The following is a 14,212-nucleotide window of genomic DNA, read 5'->3' as shown; positions in this document are numbered from 1 at the left end:
GGAACCTGCTATGGTTAGCGATCGATAAGGGGAACTGCCGTCACATGCTGAAATCGATCGATCCGATCCTGACGCCCGACCTGCTCTGGCTGTTGGCCTCCATGGGCCACGGCGACGATCTCGTGGTCGTCGACGCCAACCACCCGGCCACGCACATCGCCCGCTCGACGTCGTCGCAGCGCCTGATCCAGCTGCCGGGCCTGACGATGGAGACGGCAGTCCGCGCCATCATGTCGGTCTACCCGCTCGACGATTTCGATCCGGACCCGGTGCGCGTGATGGCGCCGGTCGACGATCCCGACCGCGTGCCCGACGTGCAGCGCGCGGTGCTCGCCGAGATCGAACGCGCCAGCGGCAGCCCGGTCGGTCCCGGCAAGCTCGCGCGGGCGGATTTCTATCGCGCGGCGGCGGCGGGCTTTGGCGTGGTCCAGGTCGGCGACATCAGAGGCTATGGCTGTTTCCTGATCAGGAAGGGCGTGATCAGCTAGCGGGCTGGCGCATCAGCTCCGAGGGCCAGCCAACCCGGACGAGAAGGCCGTCGGGGCCGTTGATGCCGACTTCGTACATGCCCCATTCGCGGTGACGCAGCACGCCGCCGGGCCGGATGATAAGGTCATCCACGCGCGCCGCAATGGCCTCGACCTCGGGAGTGCGAATGAAAATGCCAAAGGGATTGTGCTCCGGCACGCGCCATGGGCCATCGCCGGCCTGCGTGAGATGCACCTCGCATCCCCAGCCCCTCACGATGACGTAGCCGTCATCACCGCCGATGCGCGCAAAGCCGAGCCGTTCCCAGAACGGAATTGCGGCGGGAAGATCGTTGCAGGGAACGATGGCGAAGGCGCCGACACGTGGCGTTTCAGGCATTCGGTCACTCTGGCATATGCAAGCGGTCCGCGCCGCGTTCACGCTGCGCGTTGCGAGTCTTATCAAGAGCGACCGCTCGGCAGAAGCGGCGAAACGTCCCGCACTCGAAATTGAATGGCGCGCCGGGAACTGACTGTCTATGGTCTCTCCATGTCCCGCTCTATGTTTCTATCTGTTGCCATCATCCTGTCGCTGCTGCCGGCCGTCGCATCCGCTGACCCCGTTCAAAAGCGTCACAAGCCGGTCTGGAAGGGCTACGGCTTCCTGCCGGGCTATCGGCAGCCACTGAGCAACAGCATCCCGCTCTACAAGCAGAAGGACGCGATGCGGCGCCTGGCGCGCAACGATCGCCGCCATTGGTACATCGATCCGGTTCCGCAATATTACCGCTGGGACGGCGAGTGGCACTATTTCGGCCGCCCCGGCTTCAACGGCGGCCGCTATAACGGCGGCAGCTTCGGTCCGTGCTGGACACGGACGCCGATCGGAGCGGTGTGGAACTGCGGGTGAGGGGGCGCTGACCGCGCCACCACGTCGCTGCGCTCGCAATGACGATTGAGTGTGCGCCTCTTCCCCGCTCTCGTGCCCCTCTTACGAGAAGAACGCGATCTTCTCGGCCTGGGTCATGCGGCGGATCGGGGCGAGGGGATCGTTGGCCGGCGCGCGGGGCTTTTGCAGGATACCGCTGGCCAGGATGGTGGCGCCGAGCGAGGTCTCGGGCAGGGAAGCAGACAGGGGCGAGGGCATCGGCAGCGTCGCGGTCGGGCCTGCGCCGAACGATGCTGCGGCCGCCATGGCCGGGGCCGGCTGCTCCATCACTTCGGCCGCGGCTTCCGCGATGGCGTTGGTGAGGCGCGCCAGCGATTCCATCGCGATCGGCGCTTCCTCGACCGGCTCCTCCATCACCGATGCGACGGCCGGCTCCGGTGCGATCGGTTCCGGCATCTCGGCTGCAATGGGTGCTGCGGCCTCCGCAACCATCGGCTCCGGAACGGCTGCTTCCATTTCGACCGGCTCGGTGATCTCGTCGAACTCGGGGTCGGGCGCGGCCATCTCCAGCGCGATGGCCTCGAGTATGGCTTCGTCCTCGGCTTCCGCGGTGGCATCGAGCGCAAATTCGTCGGTCGTTTGCGCAAGCGCGGCGGGTTCGGCGATCTCCGTTTCGAGCGCGACAGTCTCGGAAGCGATGTGGCTCTCGGCAACGACCTCCGACGCGACGGCCGCGTTCATTGCCTGCTCGACAATTGCGAACGTCTGGGCGCTGCCAACCGTCTCGCTGGCTGCTTCGGCCTCGGCAGCCTCCGCGATGTCCTGCGACGGCTCCGTAAAAGCCACGGGTGCTTCGCTCGCCGTCGCCACGGACACGGTTTCGGCAGGCGGAGCTTCGGCGGCTGTTGACGGCGCCTCCTGCACCGGAGCCGGCGCGGGATGTGCCGGCTGCGGCGTTGCGTCGCCGTCGAGGCTCTCGATCCGGTCCCTCAAGAGATCGAATGCGGCCTTGAGCTCGACGCGGGGGTCGATGATCGAAATCTGTCCGCAGGCGGCCTCGATCGAGGCGAGCTGCGAATCAATGAGGTCGCAGATCCGCCCGTCGGCGCCGATCTCGCGCCAGCGCCAGGAGATCTCCTTGATGATGCGCACGCCGCGCGGGATCGCGGCGAGGCTCGCCTCGATCGCGGTGGGATCGAAGGCGGCGATGGCGCTCGTCTCGGCCTCGTGGATCGCGCGGCGGATCTCGACCAGTGCTTCGGGCAGGCGGTCTTCGACGACGGGTTGTCGCTGCGCCGCAAGGGTTTCTTCGATTTTCGCGACCGCGTCGAGCACCATGCTCGTGTCGGCGTTGCGGTTGCGCCTGGCGTATTCGCCGAGGAACCAGCGGCCGCGCGCCGTCTCCATGAAGGCTTCGCGGATCGCGTCGTAATCCTGCTCGTTCGGCTCGGCCGCGCGGGCAGACATGGGCGAAAGGGCGAATGCTTCGTTGGCCATTGCAATCTCGTCGCGCAAATCACCGCGCGTTACAGTAACGATCATCACGATATCGACCGAATCGCAATTGGTTTGATGGCACCCGAATCACAAATCCCCACGCCAGCATCGGCGAAACGGCGATTCGCCGTCAGCCTCGCCCTGTTCTATTCGGCCGTCTTCGCGGTCTCGGGCACGCATCTGCCGTTCTTCCCGGTGTGGCTGAAGGCGATCGGCGTCGACGCGGCCTGGATCGGCCTCATCAACGCACTGCCGGCAATCACGCGCTTCACCACGCTGCCGCAAGTGACCGCCTTTGCCGAAAAGCGCCATGCGATTCGCGCCGGCATGATGGTGTCGGCGCTGGCGACCGCGATCGGCTTTACCGCGGTCGGCTTGCAGCAGCAGCCGCTGGCGCTGCTCCTGATCTACGCGGTGACCTGCATGATGTGGACGCCGACGATGCCGCTGACCGATGCCTATGCGCTGCGCGGCGTCGCCCGCTACGGGCTCGATTACGGACCCTTGCGGCTGTGGGGCTCGGCGGCTTTCGCCGCCGGCTCGCTCGCCTGCGGCTATCTCGTCGACCACATCGCCGCGCGCGATCTGATCTGGGTCATCGTCGCATGGGCCGTCGTTGCGGTCGCAGCCGGCCTGCTGCTTCGGCCGCTGGACGATGTCAGGCGCAAGGCGACGGAGAGGCATGCCGGCGAGGCGCTCCTGCGCGATGCCGGCTTCTGGGCCGTCATCGTTTCGGCGGCGCTGATTCAGGGCAGCCACGTCGCCTATTACACCTTCTCGGCCATCAACTGGCAGCTCCATGGGATCAGTGGGCTGACGATCGCGGGCCTGTGGACGCTGGGCGTGATCGCCGAGATCGTGGTGTTCGCGCTGTCGCCGCGCTTCTCGCTGCATCCGTCGACCATGATCGCGATCGGAGGGCTCAGCGCCGTGCTGCGCTGGATCGTCACTGCCAATGAGCCGCCGCTCGCGCTGCTCGCGATCGTGCAGCTCGGCCACGGCCTCAGCTTCGGCATGACCGTCGTCGGCACGATGAATCTCCTGGTGCAGCGCGTGCCCTCGCACCAGATCGCGCGGGGGCAGGGCTACCTCGCCGCGTGCAGCGGACTGCTCAGCGCTGCGACCTCGATCGCGTCGGGCGCGATCTACGCCCGTATCGGCGATGGCGTGTATTACGTGATGGCTGCGATGGCCGCGGCCGGCGCGCTTCTGATCTGGTCGGCGCGGCACCGGCTCATGCCTCATCCCCAGAGCGAAGCGTCCGGCGGATAGACCAGGCTGTCGTCATAACGCAGGGCGTGATCGCGGTCGCGCGCCAGCAGCAAGGGGCCGTCGAGATCGACGAAGCGCGCCTGCGGCGTCACCAGCATGGCAGGCGCCATCGACAGCGAGGTCGCGACCATGCAACCGATCATGATCTCGAAGCCGAGCGCCTGCGCGGCGTCCGCCATGGCCAGCGCCTCGGTGAGGCCGCCGGTCTTGTCGAGCTTGATGTTCACGGCATCGTAGCGCGCGCGCAGCGGCGCCAGCGAGTTGCGGTCGTGCACGCTCTCGTCGGCGCAGACCGCGAGCGGCCGCCTGATCCGCGCCAGCGCCTCGTCCTGACCTGCAGGCAGCGGCTGCTCGACCAGCGTGACGCCGACGGCGGCGCAGGCGGCGAGATTTTGCGCCAGATTGGCCTCGGTCCAGGCCTCGTTGGCATCCACGATCAGCTCGGATTCGGACGCGGCCTTGCGCACCGCCATGATCCGCTCCGGATCGCCGTCGCCGCCGAGCTTGATCTTGAGAAGGGGGCGGTGCGCGGCCCTGGCGGTCGCGGCGGCCATCGCCTCGGGGGTCCCTAACGAGATCGTGTACGCCGTGGTGCGCTCGCCCGGTACCGGCCGGTCCAGCAGGTTCCAGGCCCGCAGGCCCGTCGCCTTGGCCTCCAGATCGATCAGGGCGCAATCGAGGGCATTGCGGGCCGCCCCGGGCGGCATGGCGGCCTGGAGGGCTTGCCGCGTCAGGCCGTCCGCCACGGCCTGCTGCATGGCCTGGATGGCGGCAAGCGTTGCCTCGGGCGTCTCGCCATAGCGGGGGTAGGGCACGCACTCGCCGCGGCCGGTCAGCCCGTCCCGGCTGACCTCGGCCACGACGGTCACGGCCTCGGTTTTGGCCCCCCGGCTGATGGTGAAGCTGCCTGCGATCGGGAAGCGCTCGATTCGCGCCGCCAGGGAAGCAAATTTCATGGAAGTCATTTTGAACTCTGGCGAAATCTGAACCTGCTAGTTACCTCTAGCAACTAACATTAACCACTTGGGGATACCTTCTCTGGGTAAGGGCGCGTGCGCAACACTCTGATTTTCTCCGCCCCACACGGGAGCGGGACATCTTGAATAGCGATCCGAAGCTGGAACGGATTGCCAAGGGCAATGCGCTGGCACTCTGCGCCACCGGAACCTGGACCGCGAGCTTCGCACCGGTGCTGGAGCGGATGGTGGCCGACGCCGAGAAGCTCGCCGGTGGCCCGCAAAGCATCTTCATCGACGTCTCGGAGGTCGCCAAGCTCGATACCTTCGGCGCCTGGCTGATCGAGCGGCTGCGCCGCAGCCTGACGCAAGGCGCGGTCGAGGCGCAGATCGCGGGTCTGTCGGCCAATTATTCCAGCCTTGTCGACGAGGTGCGGCGGGTCAGGGCGACGGCCGTGGTCGACAGCGGCACGGTGACCATCACCGGCATGCTGGAGCAGATCGGCCGGGCCGTGGCCGGCGTGGGCGGGACGGTCGCGGGCCTCGTCGACATGCTCGGCGCCGTGCTCGCGGCAGGGTTTCGCGTCCTGATCCATCCGCGCTCGTTCCGCCTGACCTCAACCGTGCACCACATGGAGCAGGTTTGCTGGCGCGCGGTGCCGATCGTCGTGCTGATCACCTTCCTGATCGGCTGCATCATCGCGCAACAAGGCATCTTCCATTTTCGAAGATTCGGCGCCGATATCTTCGTGGTCGACATGCTGGGCGTGCTGGTGCTGCGCGAGATCGGCGTGCTGCTGGTCGCGATCATGGTCGCGGGACGCTCGGGGAGTGCCTACACCGCCGAGCTCGGCTCGATGAAGATGCGGGAAGAAATCGACGCGCTGCGCACCATGGGCTTCGATCCCATCGAGGTGCTGGTGCTGCCGCGCATGATGGCGCTGGTGCTGGCGCTGCCGATCCTGGCCTTCCTCGGCGCGATGGCCGCGCTCTATGGCGGCGGGCTCGTGGCCTGGCTCTATGGCGGCGTCGAGCCCGAGGCCTTCCTGCTGCGCTTGCGCGACGCCATCTCGATCGACCATTTCATCGTCGGCATCGTCAAGGCCCCCGTGATGGCCGCGGTGATCGGCATCGTCGCCTGCGTCGAGGGCCTCGCCGTGCAGGGCAGCGCGGAATCGCTGGGCCAGCACACCACGGCCTCGGTGGTGAAGGGCATTTTCTTCGTCATCGTGATGGACGGCGTGTTCGCGATCTTCTTCGCCTCGATCGGGATGTGACGATGGCTCCCGAAATCCCAAATCCCATCATCCGCGTCCGCGACATCACCGTGCAGTTCGGCAGCACACGCGTGCTCGACGGCCTCAACCTCGACGTCAAGCGCGGCGAGATTTTGGGCTTCGTGGGCCCATCCGGCGCGGGCAAGTCGGTGCTGACGCGCACCATCATCGGCCTCGTGCCGAAGCTCGCAGGCTCCATCGAGGTGTTCGGCGTCGACCTCGATTCCTCCAACACGTCGCAGCGCCGCAACGTGGAGCGGCGCTGGGGCGTCTTGTTCCAGCAGGGCGCGCTGTTCTCCTCGCTGACCGTGCGGCAGAACATCCAGTTTCCGATGCGCGAATATCTGCGGGTCTCGCAGCGGCTGATGGACGAGATCACCATGGCCAAGCTCGCCATGGTCGGCCTCAAGCCGGAAGTCGCCGAGCGATTTCCCTCGGAGCTCTCCGGCGGCATGATCAAGCGCGTGGCGCTGGCGCGCGCGCTGTCGCTGGATCCGGACCTCGTCTTCCTGGACGAGCCGACCTCGGGCCTCGATCCGATCGGCGCCGGCGATTTCGACGAGCTGGTCAGGACGCTCCAGCGCACTTTGGGGCTGACCGTTTTCATGGTAACCCACGACCTCGACAGCCTCTACACAGCATGTGACCGCATCGCCGTTTTAGGGAACGGTAAGATCATAGCGGCAGGGTCGATCGCCGACATGCAGGCCTCGCAGCATCCCTGGCTGAGGCAATATTTCCATGGCAAGCGCGCCCGCGCGGTCATGGGTTGAGTGGCTGGGATGAGCAGCTGTGATGAGTAGCCGGAGCACCTGATGGAAACGCGGGCAAACTACGTCTTGATCGGGTCGTTCACGCTGGCGGTGATCGCCGCGGCGATCGGATTCGTGCTGTGGTTCCAGTCGCTGCACACCACCAAGCAGCGCAGCCCCCTGCGCGTCGTGTTCGAGGGCCCGGCCGCGGGCTTGCGCAACGGCGGCAGCGTCAACTTCAACGGTATCCGGGTCGGCGAGGTGGTCTCGGTGAAGCTGGACAACCCGCGGCGGGTTGTCGCACTCGCCATGATCGAGAACAACGCCCCGATCCGCAAGGACACTCTGGTCGGCCTCGAATTCCAGGGCCTGACCGGCGTCGCCGCGATCTCGCTCAAGGGCGGGGACGAGGCCGCGCCGCCGCTCGACCAGGACGGCATCCCGACGCTGACGGCCGATCCCAACAAGCTGCAGGACGTCACCGAGGCGATCCGCGGCACGCTGCAGAACATCAACAAGATCGTCGCCGACAATCAGGAATCGGTGAAGAACTCGCTGAAGAACCTCGAGACCTTCACCAATTCGCTCGCCCGCAATTCCGAGAAGATCGACGGGGTGATGGCCAAGGTCGACGGCGTGATGCTCAAGGCCGACAGCCTCATGCTCGGCCTCAACACGCTCGCCGGCGGCAAGGACGGCGGCGAACTGTTCCAGGCGGTGAAGTCGATCCGCGAGCTGGCCGACGATTTCGACAAACGCTCCGGCGCGTTGATGACCGACGGCCGCCGCACGCTGGGCGACATCAGCCGCGCCGTGAACAATTTCGACCGCAACCCCACCCGCGTCCTGTTCGGCGCCAGCAACAGCAGCGCCCCACCGCCGCCACCGCCGGCGCCCGAGCCGCCGAGGCCCGCGGCGCCGGAGCGCAGGCGGCAGTAAGAAGGCGAATGGTGAGTGGCGAATAGCGAATAGGCCGTTGGCCATCGCATCGATCCAAAACAAAACGGAGCCCGTGAGGGCTCCGTCTTTCATTCGTTATTCGCCACGCGCTATTCGCAAGCTCCGTCTTACCCGAGCCGGCCCGCCGCATGCGCCAGCAGCGTGTACACCAGCCCCGTCTCCGAGGTGAGGTGGCTGCGCAGCTCCTGCGGACCGCGGCCGTCGCGGGCGACTTCGTCGAGCAGGCGTTCGAACTCGGCGACGTAGCGGTCGACCGTGCCCTTGAAGTTGCGGTCGGCGCGGTACTTGCGGGCGACCTCGTCGAAGGCCTTCTGGCCGGCGGGCGTGTAGAGGCGCTTGGTGAAGGCCTTGTTCTCGCCGCGTTGGTAGCGGTCCCACATCTCGGCGGCGAGGTTGCGGTCCATCAGCCGGCCGATGTCGAGCGACAACGATTCCAGCGGATTGCCGCCGCCTTGCGGAGCCTGCGGCTGCGGAGCCGGGGCAGCCTGGCGGCCGCGCGGAGCCTCACGGCCGGTCGGAGCGCCCTGATTGGCGTCGGTCCGGTTGAGCAGGTCCGACAGCCAGCCGTCACGGCCCTGGTCGTTACCGGCGGGCGCGACCGGCGGTGCTTCGGTGCGGCGCGCGGCCGGCATGCCGAGGTCCGGCGGCGGCAGCGTCGAAGCGCTGCCGGTGTCGCGCATCCGGGTCTCGGTGGCGCGGGCACCCGCAGCCGCCATGATCGGCTCCTCCTGGCGCTGGACGGCGACGGACGCGCGGCCCGTCGTGGAGACGTCGAGGCCACGGCCGTGCTGGGCCACGATGCGGTTGAGCTCGGCGAGGGCCTCGATCTGGTCGACGATCACCTTGCGCATCTGCGCCGTGCTCTCGGCGGCCTCCTGCGGCATCTCGAGCACGCCGCGGCGCAGCTCGTTGCGGGTGGCTTCGAGCTCGTTGTGCATCTCGAAGGCCATCTGCTTCATGCTGGAGACGAGGTTGGTGAACTTCTCGGTCGACTGCTTGAACATCGCATCCGCTTCGTCGGTGGTGGAGCGGTAGATGTCGTGCATGGCCTCGATGGTCTGGCGGTGCTCCTCTTCGGAGGCCACGCGCACCGCCTCGAACTGGCGGGTGATCGCGGCCGAGCCTGCGCCGGCGGTCTCGGCGACGACGCGCGCGATGTCGCGGGCGCGCTCTTCGGCCGCGGCCAGCGATTCATCGAGCAGGCCGGTGAAGCGCGACAGCCGCTGGTCGAGATCGGCCGTGCGCAGGTCGATCGTGGTGACGAGCGATTCCAGCGCCTGCTTGCGCTCGGCGAGCGAGGCGGTGGTGTTCTTGTTGCTCTGCTCGACGACCTGCGCGGCTTCGACCAGCGCCTTGCCGTGCGCGTCGAACTGGGTCGACAGCTCGCCGAGATCCTGCAGCGCTTTCGTGGTCTTGCTGTTGAAGACGTTGAGCTGCTCTTCCAGGTTCTGCGTCGCCTCGCCGTTGCGCGAGGTGACGTCGTTCATCGCCGAGACGAAGTCAGCGACACGCGTGACCAGTGCCCGCTCGAGCGAGTTGAGGTTGTCGTGCGCACCGGTCAGCACCTCCTGAAGCAGGATGTTGCCTTCGCGCAGACGCTCGAACAGCGCCACCGTGTCGGTACGCAGGATCTTGCTGGTCTCCTGCATCTCGGTGACGGCCGCGATCGAGACCTGGCGCGACTGGTCGATCGCCGAACGCGAGGCCTGCTCCAGGTCCTTGAGCGACTTGCCGACGGCCGTCGTGGCGATCTCGCTCGCCGCGTTGATGGTGCGCGCGACTTCCGAGCCGTTGCCCATCATGGTCTGCGAGAACGCCTGGCCGCGCGTCTCGATCGACTTCAGCGCGTCCGAGGTGACGCGGTCGATGTCGAGCGTGAGCTGGCTGGTCTTGGAGCCGATCGCGTCGACCAGGGAGCCGCGCTTGGCGTCGATCATGTTCGACAGGCGCTCGGCCTGCTGCTGCACGTAGGTGACGATCTCGTCGGTCTTGCCGGTCATGGCCTGGCCGAAGCTCGAGCTGGCGGCGAGCACCGAACGCTCGACGTCGGACGAGCTCGTCTTGACCCGCGAGCTGGCCTCGTTGGAGGCGGTGATCAGCGCGTTCTGGGCGTTGAGCGCGCTGGTCTGGATGTCGTTGGTCGCGTTCGCGGTGGCTGCGCTCAGCGTGCGCTCGATCTCGGTCGAGATCGTGCGGATCTGGCTCGCGGCGTCCGCCGAGGTCGAGGTCAGCGAGATCTGGGCTTCACGCGCGCTGCCGAGGATGGTCGAGGCGGTGTCGGCGCCGACCGCGGTCAGCGTGCGCTCGATGTCCGTGGTCAGCGACTTGATCTGGCTGGCCGCGTCGGTCGACGCGGAGATCAGCGTGCCCTGCGCCTCGCGCACGCCGCTGGTGAGCGCCTCGATGGTGGCGCCGCCGGCGGTTGCCAGCGCGCGCTGCATCTCGGCCGCGAGCGAACGAACCTGGCTGGTCTGTTCGGCCGAAACCGTGAGCAGGGTGCTCTGGGCGTCGCGAGCGCTGGTGGTGATCGTCTCGGCGGTCGACTGGCCGACCTGCGAGAGCGAACGATGCACTTCGGCCGCGAGCGACTTGACCTGGTTGGCCGCCTCGGAAGACGCCGTGACCAGCATGTTCTGGGCCTCGCGCGCGCCGGCGGTGATGGTCTCGGCGGTCGAGGTGCCGGCCATCGAGAGCGAGCGCTGCACGTCGGCAGTGAGCGACTTGACCTGGGCCGCCGCATCCGAGGAGCCGGCAACCAGGGTGTTCTGCGCCTCGCGCGCGCCGCTGGTGAGGATCTCGGCGGTGGAGGTGCCGGCCATCGTGAGCGAACGCTGCACGTCGGAGGAGAGCGCCTTGATCTGGTTGGCGGTCTCGCTCGAGGCCGCGATCAACGCGCTCTGCGCATCGCGGGCGCCGGCGGTGATCGATTCCGCCGTGGTGGTGCCGGCCAGCGACAGCGAGCGCTGCACGTCGGCGGTGAGCGTCTTGACGTGGTTGGCCGCATCCGACGACGCCGTGACGAGGGTGGTCTGCACCTCGCGCGCGCCGGCCAGGATCGAGGCGGCCGTCGCCGAACCGGCCGCGGACAGCGTACGCTCGACGTCGGCGGCGAGCCCCTTGATCTGGTTCGAGGCCTCGCCCGAAGCCGTGACCAGGGTCGACTGCGCTTCGCGTGCACTGGTCAGGATCGAGTTTGCCGCACCGGTGCCGACCGCGGTCAGCGCCCGCTCGACTTCGGCCGAGGTCATGTTGAGCTGGGCGTTGACGTCGGAGGAGACCGTCATCAGCGACTGCTGGGCGGTGCGTGCGCCGGTCTGGATCGTCTCGCTGGTGTTGACGACGAGGTTGGTGAGCGAGCGCTCGGCGTCCTCGACATGCGAGCGGATCGCGGTCGAGATCATCTCGGCGCGGGACATCATGTCCTCGCTGGCCTGGCGGCCGCTGCTTTCGATGCGGCCTGCGACGGCCTCGACACGTGAGCCAAGCAGGTCCTCGAACTGCGCCACGCGCACGTCGATGTCGCTGGCGACCGAGCCGACCTTGGTCTCGATGGCCTGATGGATCTCCTGGAAGCGCGCCGTGACCGTGTCGGTCAGATGCGTGCTGCGGCCGTCGATCACCTCGGTGACGCCGGTGATGCGGCGGTCGACCGCCTCGATCGCCTGCGCGGTGCCGTCCGTGAGGGCCGATGTCAACAGGGTCAGACGCGTGTCGATCGACTGCACCGCCTGCGAGGCGCCGTTCGTCACCGCGGTGGAGAGGTAGGTGAGGCGGGAGTCGATGGACTCGAGCGCCTGGGTCGCGCCGCCGGTGAGCGTCGTCGTGAGGTGGGTCAGTCGCGTGTCGATCGAGTGGATGGTCTGGGATGCGCCATCGGTGAGCGACGTCGTGAGGTGGGTGAGGCGGGAGTCGATCGACTGGATCGCCTGGGTGGCGCCGTCAGTCAGTGTCGTCGCCAGGGTGTCGAGGCGGTTGTCGATCGTCTCGGTGACCGACTTCGCGCGGGTGTCGAACGACTGTTCCAGCGCGGCGACGCGGCCGACGAGCTGTTCGTCGAAGGTCTTGATGTGACCGTCGATCGTGCCGTCGAGGCTGGCGATCTTGCCGTTCAGCGAGGTGTCGAAATTGCTGACGCGTTCGCCGATCGTGGTCTCGAACTGCACCAGGCGCTGGTCGAGAATGGCGGTGATCTCGCCGCCGTTGGCGGTGAAGCGGGTGTCGAAATTGTCGACATAGGTCTTCAGCGAGTCGTGGATGTCCTGCGTGCGCTGGCCCATGCGCTCGACGATCTCGCCGCCGAAGGTCTTCACGGTGCGGTCGAACTCGGAGATGTGGCGCGTGATCAGGGCGCCCAGCGTGCCCGAATCGCGCGCGAACTTCTCGACCAACTCGGTGCCCTGGTTCCGCACCAGCTCGTCGAATGCGCTCATCTGCAGCGACAGCGAATCGTGCGCGGTCTCGGTCTGGCTGACGACCTTCGCGACGAGGGTGTTGACGGTGGCGTCGAGCGCCTCGCTCGCCTTGTCGCCGCTCGTCAGGATCTGGCCGGCGAGGCGGTTGCCGGCGTCGTCGATCTTGGCGGAGAGGTCGTTGGAGCGCAGCTCGAGCTCGAGCAGCAGCGAGTCCGAGGAGTTCTTCAGGCTGTCGTGCACCTGCTCGGTGCGCTCGGAGATGCCGTCGACGATCGCGGCGGAGCGCTGCTCGAACTCGCCGGTGATGCGGTCGATGCGCTCGTTGAGCATCTCGTGGACGCGGTCGGCGAGGTCGACGAACTCGTCGTGGACGTGGCCGGTCTTGAAGTTGAGGCTGGTGGTCAGCCGCTCGCTGGCGTCGAGCACGGCGCGCGTGGTCTCGTTGCTGGCTTCCTCGAGACGGTCGAGCAGGTCGCCGCCGCGCTCGCCGAGCGCCAGGATCATGTTGTCGCCGGCATTGCTCAGCGCGCCGGTGATGTGGGCGCCGCGCTCTTCCAGCGCGCCGGTGATTGACTTGGCGACCTCGTCGACGCGCGAGGCGATCGCATCCGAGATCAGCGCGATGTCGTGGCGCAAATCGATCTGCACGCCGGAGATGGCGCTGCGAACCTGCTCGGCCTGGCCGACCAGATTGTCGCGCTGATGCGCGATGTCCTGCAGCAGGGCGCGGATGCGCACTTCGTTGTCGGAATAGGCGCGTTCGAGCGCGGCGACCTCGTTGGCGACCAGCGTCTCGAGTTCGCCGGCGCGCGCGATGGCACGTTCGATGCCGTCGCCCATCGCCGCGACCTCGCGGCGGATGGCCTGGCCGACGGTGACCATGGAATCGGAGGCGGAGCCTTCGGGCTCGGAGAAGCGGATCGCGACCTGGGCCATCGCCTGCGCGACCGAGCTCATCTGCTGGCCGCGCCAGACGAGGCTCGCCAGGAAGTAGAACAGCATGATGGGCGCGAAGAACATGGTGACGAGGCCGGCGATGGCCAGCACGCCGCCGCTCTGGCCCATGGCGGCCTGGATCGAGGGCAGGAAGCCGACGGTCAGCGCGGCGCAAGCCGCGAGCCAGATGACGGTGAAGATCGTCGCGCCGGTGTAGATGCTGCGGGCAGGGCGACCCGTCTGCAACGCCTGGAGCAACTGGCCGATGGTCTCGCGGTCGTCATTGGCGGCGCGGCGCGAAGCGCGCGGCTCCTCGACCGGGTCGAACACATTTGCCCGTTCGTTGGCGGCAGGACGCGGCTCGAAGCTCGGCTCGTCGAAGATCGGGGGCGGCGGAGCCATCGAAGGCGCGGTTTCGTTGCGCATCGAGGCGTTGCGGCTGGTGTCGGCAGCCGTGTCGCTGATGTTCAGGGCTTCCTGGATCGCAGAAAGCGCAACTTCTGTGGGGTCTTTGACCTTTTTCGGAGTGTTCGCCATGTTCAGTCCGAGCCCTCGTTACTTGTACGCGTCCCCCCGCGAGCCCTGCGCGCTGCGCAAGCCCACAGACCGGATCATGCCGCTTGCGCGGGTCTCCGAGCCGTCCCCACCCGGACGGCTTGTCCGCCAATTTCCGAAACATCCTATTGGCAGAGCGTCGCGAATGAAATGCCCGCGATTAAGACAATCTTAATCATCGTTAACAGGATCGCGCCGTAACGCCTTAGCAATAAATGCAATTCTCCACCGGACTCGGC

At 67.3% G+C, this 14,212-nt stretch carries 10 protein-coding genes; 6 read left to right on the top strand and 4 right to left on the bottom strand.

What is annotated here, in order from left to right; translation table 11 throughout:
* Positions 1 to 44 precede the first annotated feature (44 nt).
* Positions 45 to 488: an RbsD/FucU domain-containing protein gene (locus IVB24_RS28720; RefSeq protein ID WP_247769823.1), complete on the top strand. Its 444-nt coding sequence runs from the start codon at positions 45 to 47 to the stop codon at positions 486 to 488.
* On the opposite strand, the gene IVB24_RS28715 is transcribed toward IVB24_RS28720, so the two are convergent.
* Positions 481 to 867: a VOC family protein gene (locus tag IVB24_RS28715; protein WP_247769822.1), complete on the bottom strand. Its 387-nt coding sequence runs from the start codon at positions 865 to 867 to the stop codon at positions 481 to 483. The genes IVB24_RS28720 and IVB24_RS28715 overlap by 8 nt on opposite strands.
* A gap of 114 nt (positions 868 to 981) precedes the next feature.
* Here IVB24_RS28715 and IVB24_RS28710 point away from each other — a divergent pair, with 114 nt between their 5' ends.
* Positions 982 to 1,377 carry a hypothetical protein gene (locus tag IVB24_RS28710; protein WP_247769821.1) on the top strand — a complete coding sequence of 132 codons (396 nt, stop codon included), beginning with the start codon at positions 982 to 984 and terminating at the stop codon, positions 1,375 to 1,377.
* Between the two features lie 81 nt (positions 1,378 to 1,458).
* On the opposite strand, the gene IVB24_RS28705 is transcribed toward IVB24_RS28710, so the two are convergent.
* Entirely contained in the window at positions 1,459 to 2,853 is a 1,395-nt protein-coding gene (locus IVB24_RS28705; RefSeq protein WP_247769819.1) for a hypothetical protein, read from the bottom strand.
* A gap of 75 nt (positions 2,854 to 2,928) precedes the next feature.
* Here IVB24_RS28705 and IVB24_RS28700 point away from each other — a divergent pair, with 75 nt between their 5' ends.
* Positions 2,929 to 4,125, top strand: a complete 1,197-nt coding sequence (locus tag IVB24_RS28700; RefSeq protein ID WP_247769817.1) for an MFS transporter — start codon at positions 2,929 to 2,931, stop codon at positions 4,123 to 4,125.
* Here IVB24_RS28700 and dgcA read toward each other — a convergent pair.
* Positions 4,095 to 5,090 (bottom strand): N-acetyl-D-Glu racemase DgcA, encoded by a 996-nt coding sequence (dgcA, locus tag IVB24_RS28695; RefSeq protein WP_094972388.1) that lies wholly within the window; start codon positions 5,088 to 5,090, stop codon positions 4,095 to 4,097. The two genes, IVB24_RS28700 and dgcA, sit on opposite strands and share 31 nt — an antisense overlap.
* A 134-nt stretch (positions 5,091 to 5,224) precedes the next feature.
* On the opposite strand from dgcA, the gene IVB24_RS28690 reads away from it, so the two are divergent.
* The 3 genes from IVB24_RS28690 to IVB24_RS28680 are packed head-to-tail and all read left to right on the top strand — an operon-like array spanning position 5,225 to position 8,049.
* Positions 5,225 to 6,358, top strand: a complete 1,134-nt coding sequence (locus IVB24_RS28690) for an ABC transporter permease (protein WP_094972387.1) — start codon at positions 5,225 to 5,227, stop codon at positions 6,356 to 6,358.
* A 2-nt stretch (positions 6,359 to 6,360) separates the two neighbouring features.
* Complete coding sequence (locus IVB24_RS28685; RefSeq protein WP_162308640.1) at positions 6,361 to 7,131, top strand: ABC transporter ATP-binding protein; 771 nt, start codon at positions 6,361 to 6,363, stop codon at positions 7,129 to 7,131.
* A gap of 42 nt (positions 7,132 to 7,173) precedes the next feature.
* Positions 7,174 to 8,049, top strand: coding sequence for an MlaD family protein (locus IVB24_RS28680; protein ID WP_247769816.1), 876 nt, complete (start codon positions 7,174 to 7,176; stop codon positions 8,047 to 8,049).
* A gap of 128 nt (positions 8,050 to 8,177) precedes the next feature.
* On the opposite strand, the gene IVB24_RS28675 is transcribed toward IVB24_RS28680, so the two are convergent.
* Positions 8,178 to 13,955, bottom strand: coding sequence for a negative regulator of septation ring formation (locus tag IVB24_RS28675; RefSeq protein WP_247769809.1), 5,778 nt, complete (start codon positions 13,953 to 13,955; stop codon positions 8,178 to 8,180).
* Positions 13,956 to 14,212: the final 257 nt, after the last annotated feature.

Origin of the sequence: Bradyrhizobium sp. 192, from assembly GCF_023100965.1 — a bacterium.
GTDB lineage: Bacteria > Pseudomonadota > Alphaproteobacteria > Rhizobiales > Xanthobacteraceae > Bradyrhizobium > Bradyrhizobium symbiodeficiens.
The sequence above is the reverse complement of the archived record's forward strand: the minus strand, read 5'-3'. Positions and strand labels throughout refer to the sequence as shown.

What these genes read in the sequence shown, in the direction of transcription:
- IVB24_RS28675 (WP_247769809.1), bottom strand. Translation starts at nt 13,955, where the DNA reads ATGGCGAACACTCCGAAAAAGGTCAAAGACCCCACAGAAGTTGCGCTT.
- IVB24_RS28680 (WP_247769816.1), top strand. Translation starts at nt 7,174, where the DNA reads ATGGAAACGCGGGCAAACTACGTCTTGATCGGGTCGTTCACGCTGGCG.
- IVB24_RS28720 (WP_247769823.1), top strand. Translation starts at nt 45, where the DNA reads ATGCTGAAATCGATCGATCCGATCCTGACGCCCGACCTGCTCTGGCTG.
- IVB24_RS28700 (WP_247769817.1), top strand. Translation starts at nt 2,929, where the DNA reads ATGGCACCCGAATCACAAATCCCCACGCCAGCATCGGCGAAACGGCGA.
- IVB24_RS28710 (WP_247769821.1), top strand. Translation starts at nt 982, where the DNA reads ATGGCGCGCCGGGAACTGACTGTCTATGGTCTCTCCATGTCCCGCTCT.
- IVB24_RS28685 (WP_162308640.1), top strand. Translation starts at nt 6,361, where the DNA reads ATGGCTCCCGAAATCCCAAATCCCATCATCCGCGTCCGCGACATCACC.
- IVB24_RS28715 (WP_247769822.1), bottom strand. Translation starts at nt 867, where the DNA reads ATGCCTGAAACGCCACGTGTCGGCGCCTTCGCCATCGTTCCCTGCAAC.
- dgcA (WP_094972388.1), bottom strand. Translation starts at nt 5,090, where the DNA reads ATGACTTCCATGAAATTTGCTTCCCTGGCGGCGCGAATCGAGCGCTTC.
- IVB24_RS28705 (WP_247769819.1), bottom strand. Translation starts at nt 2,853, where the DNA reads ATGGCCAACGAAGCATTCGCCCTTTCGCCCATGTCTGCCCGCGCGGCC.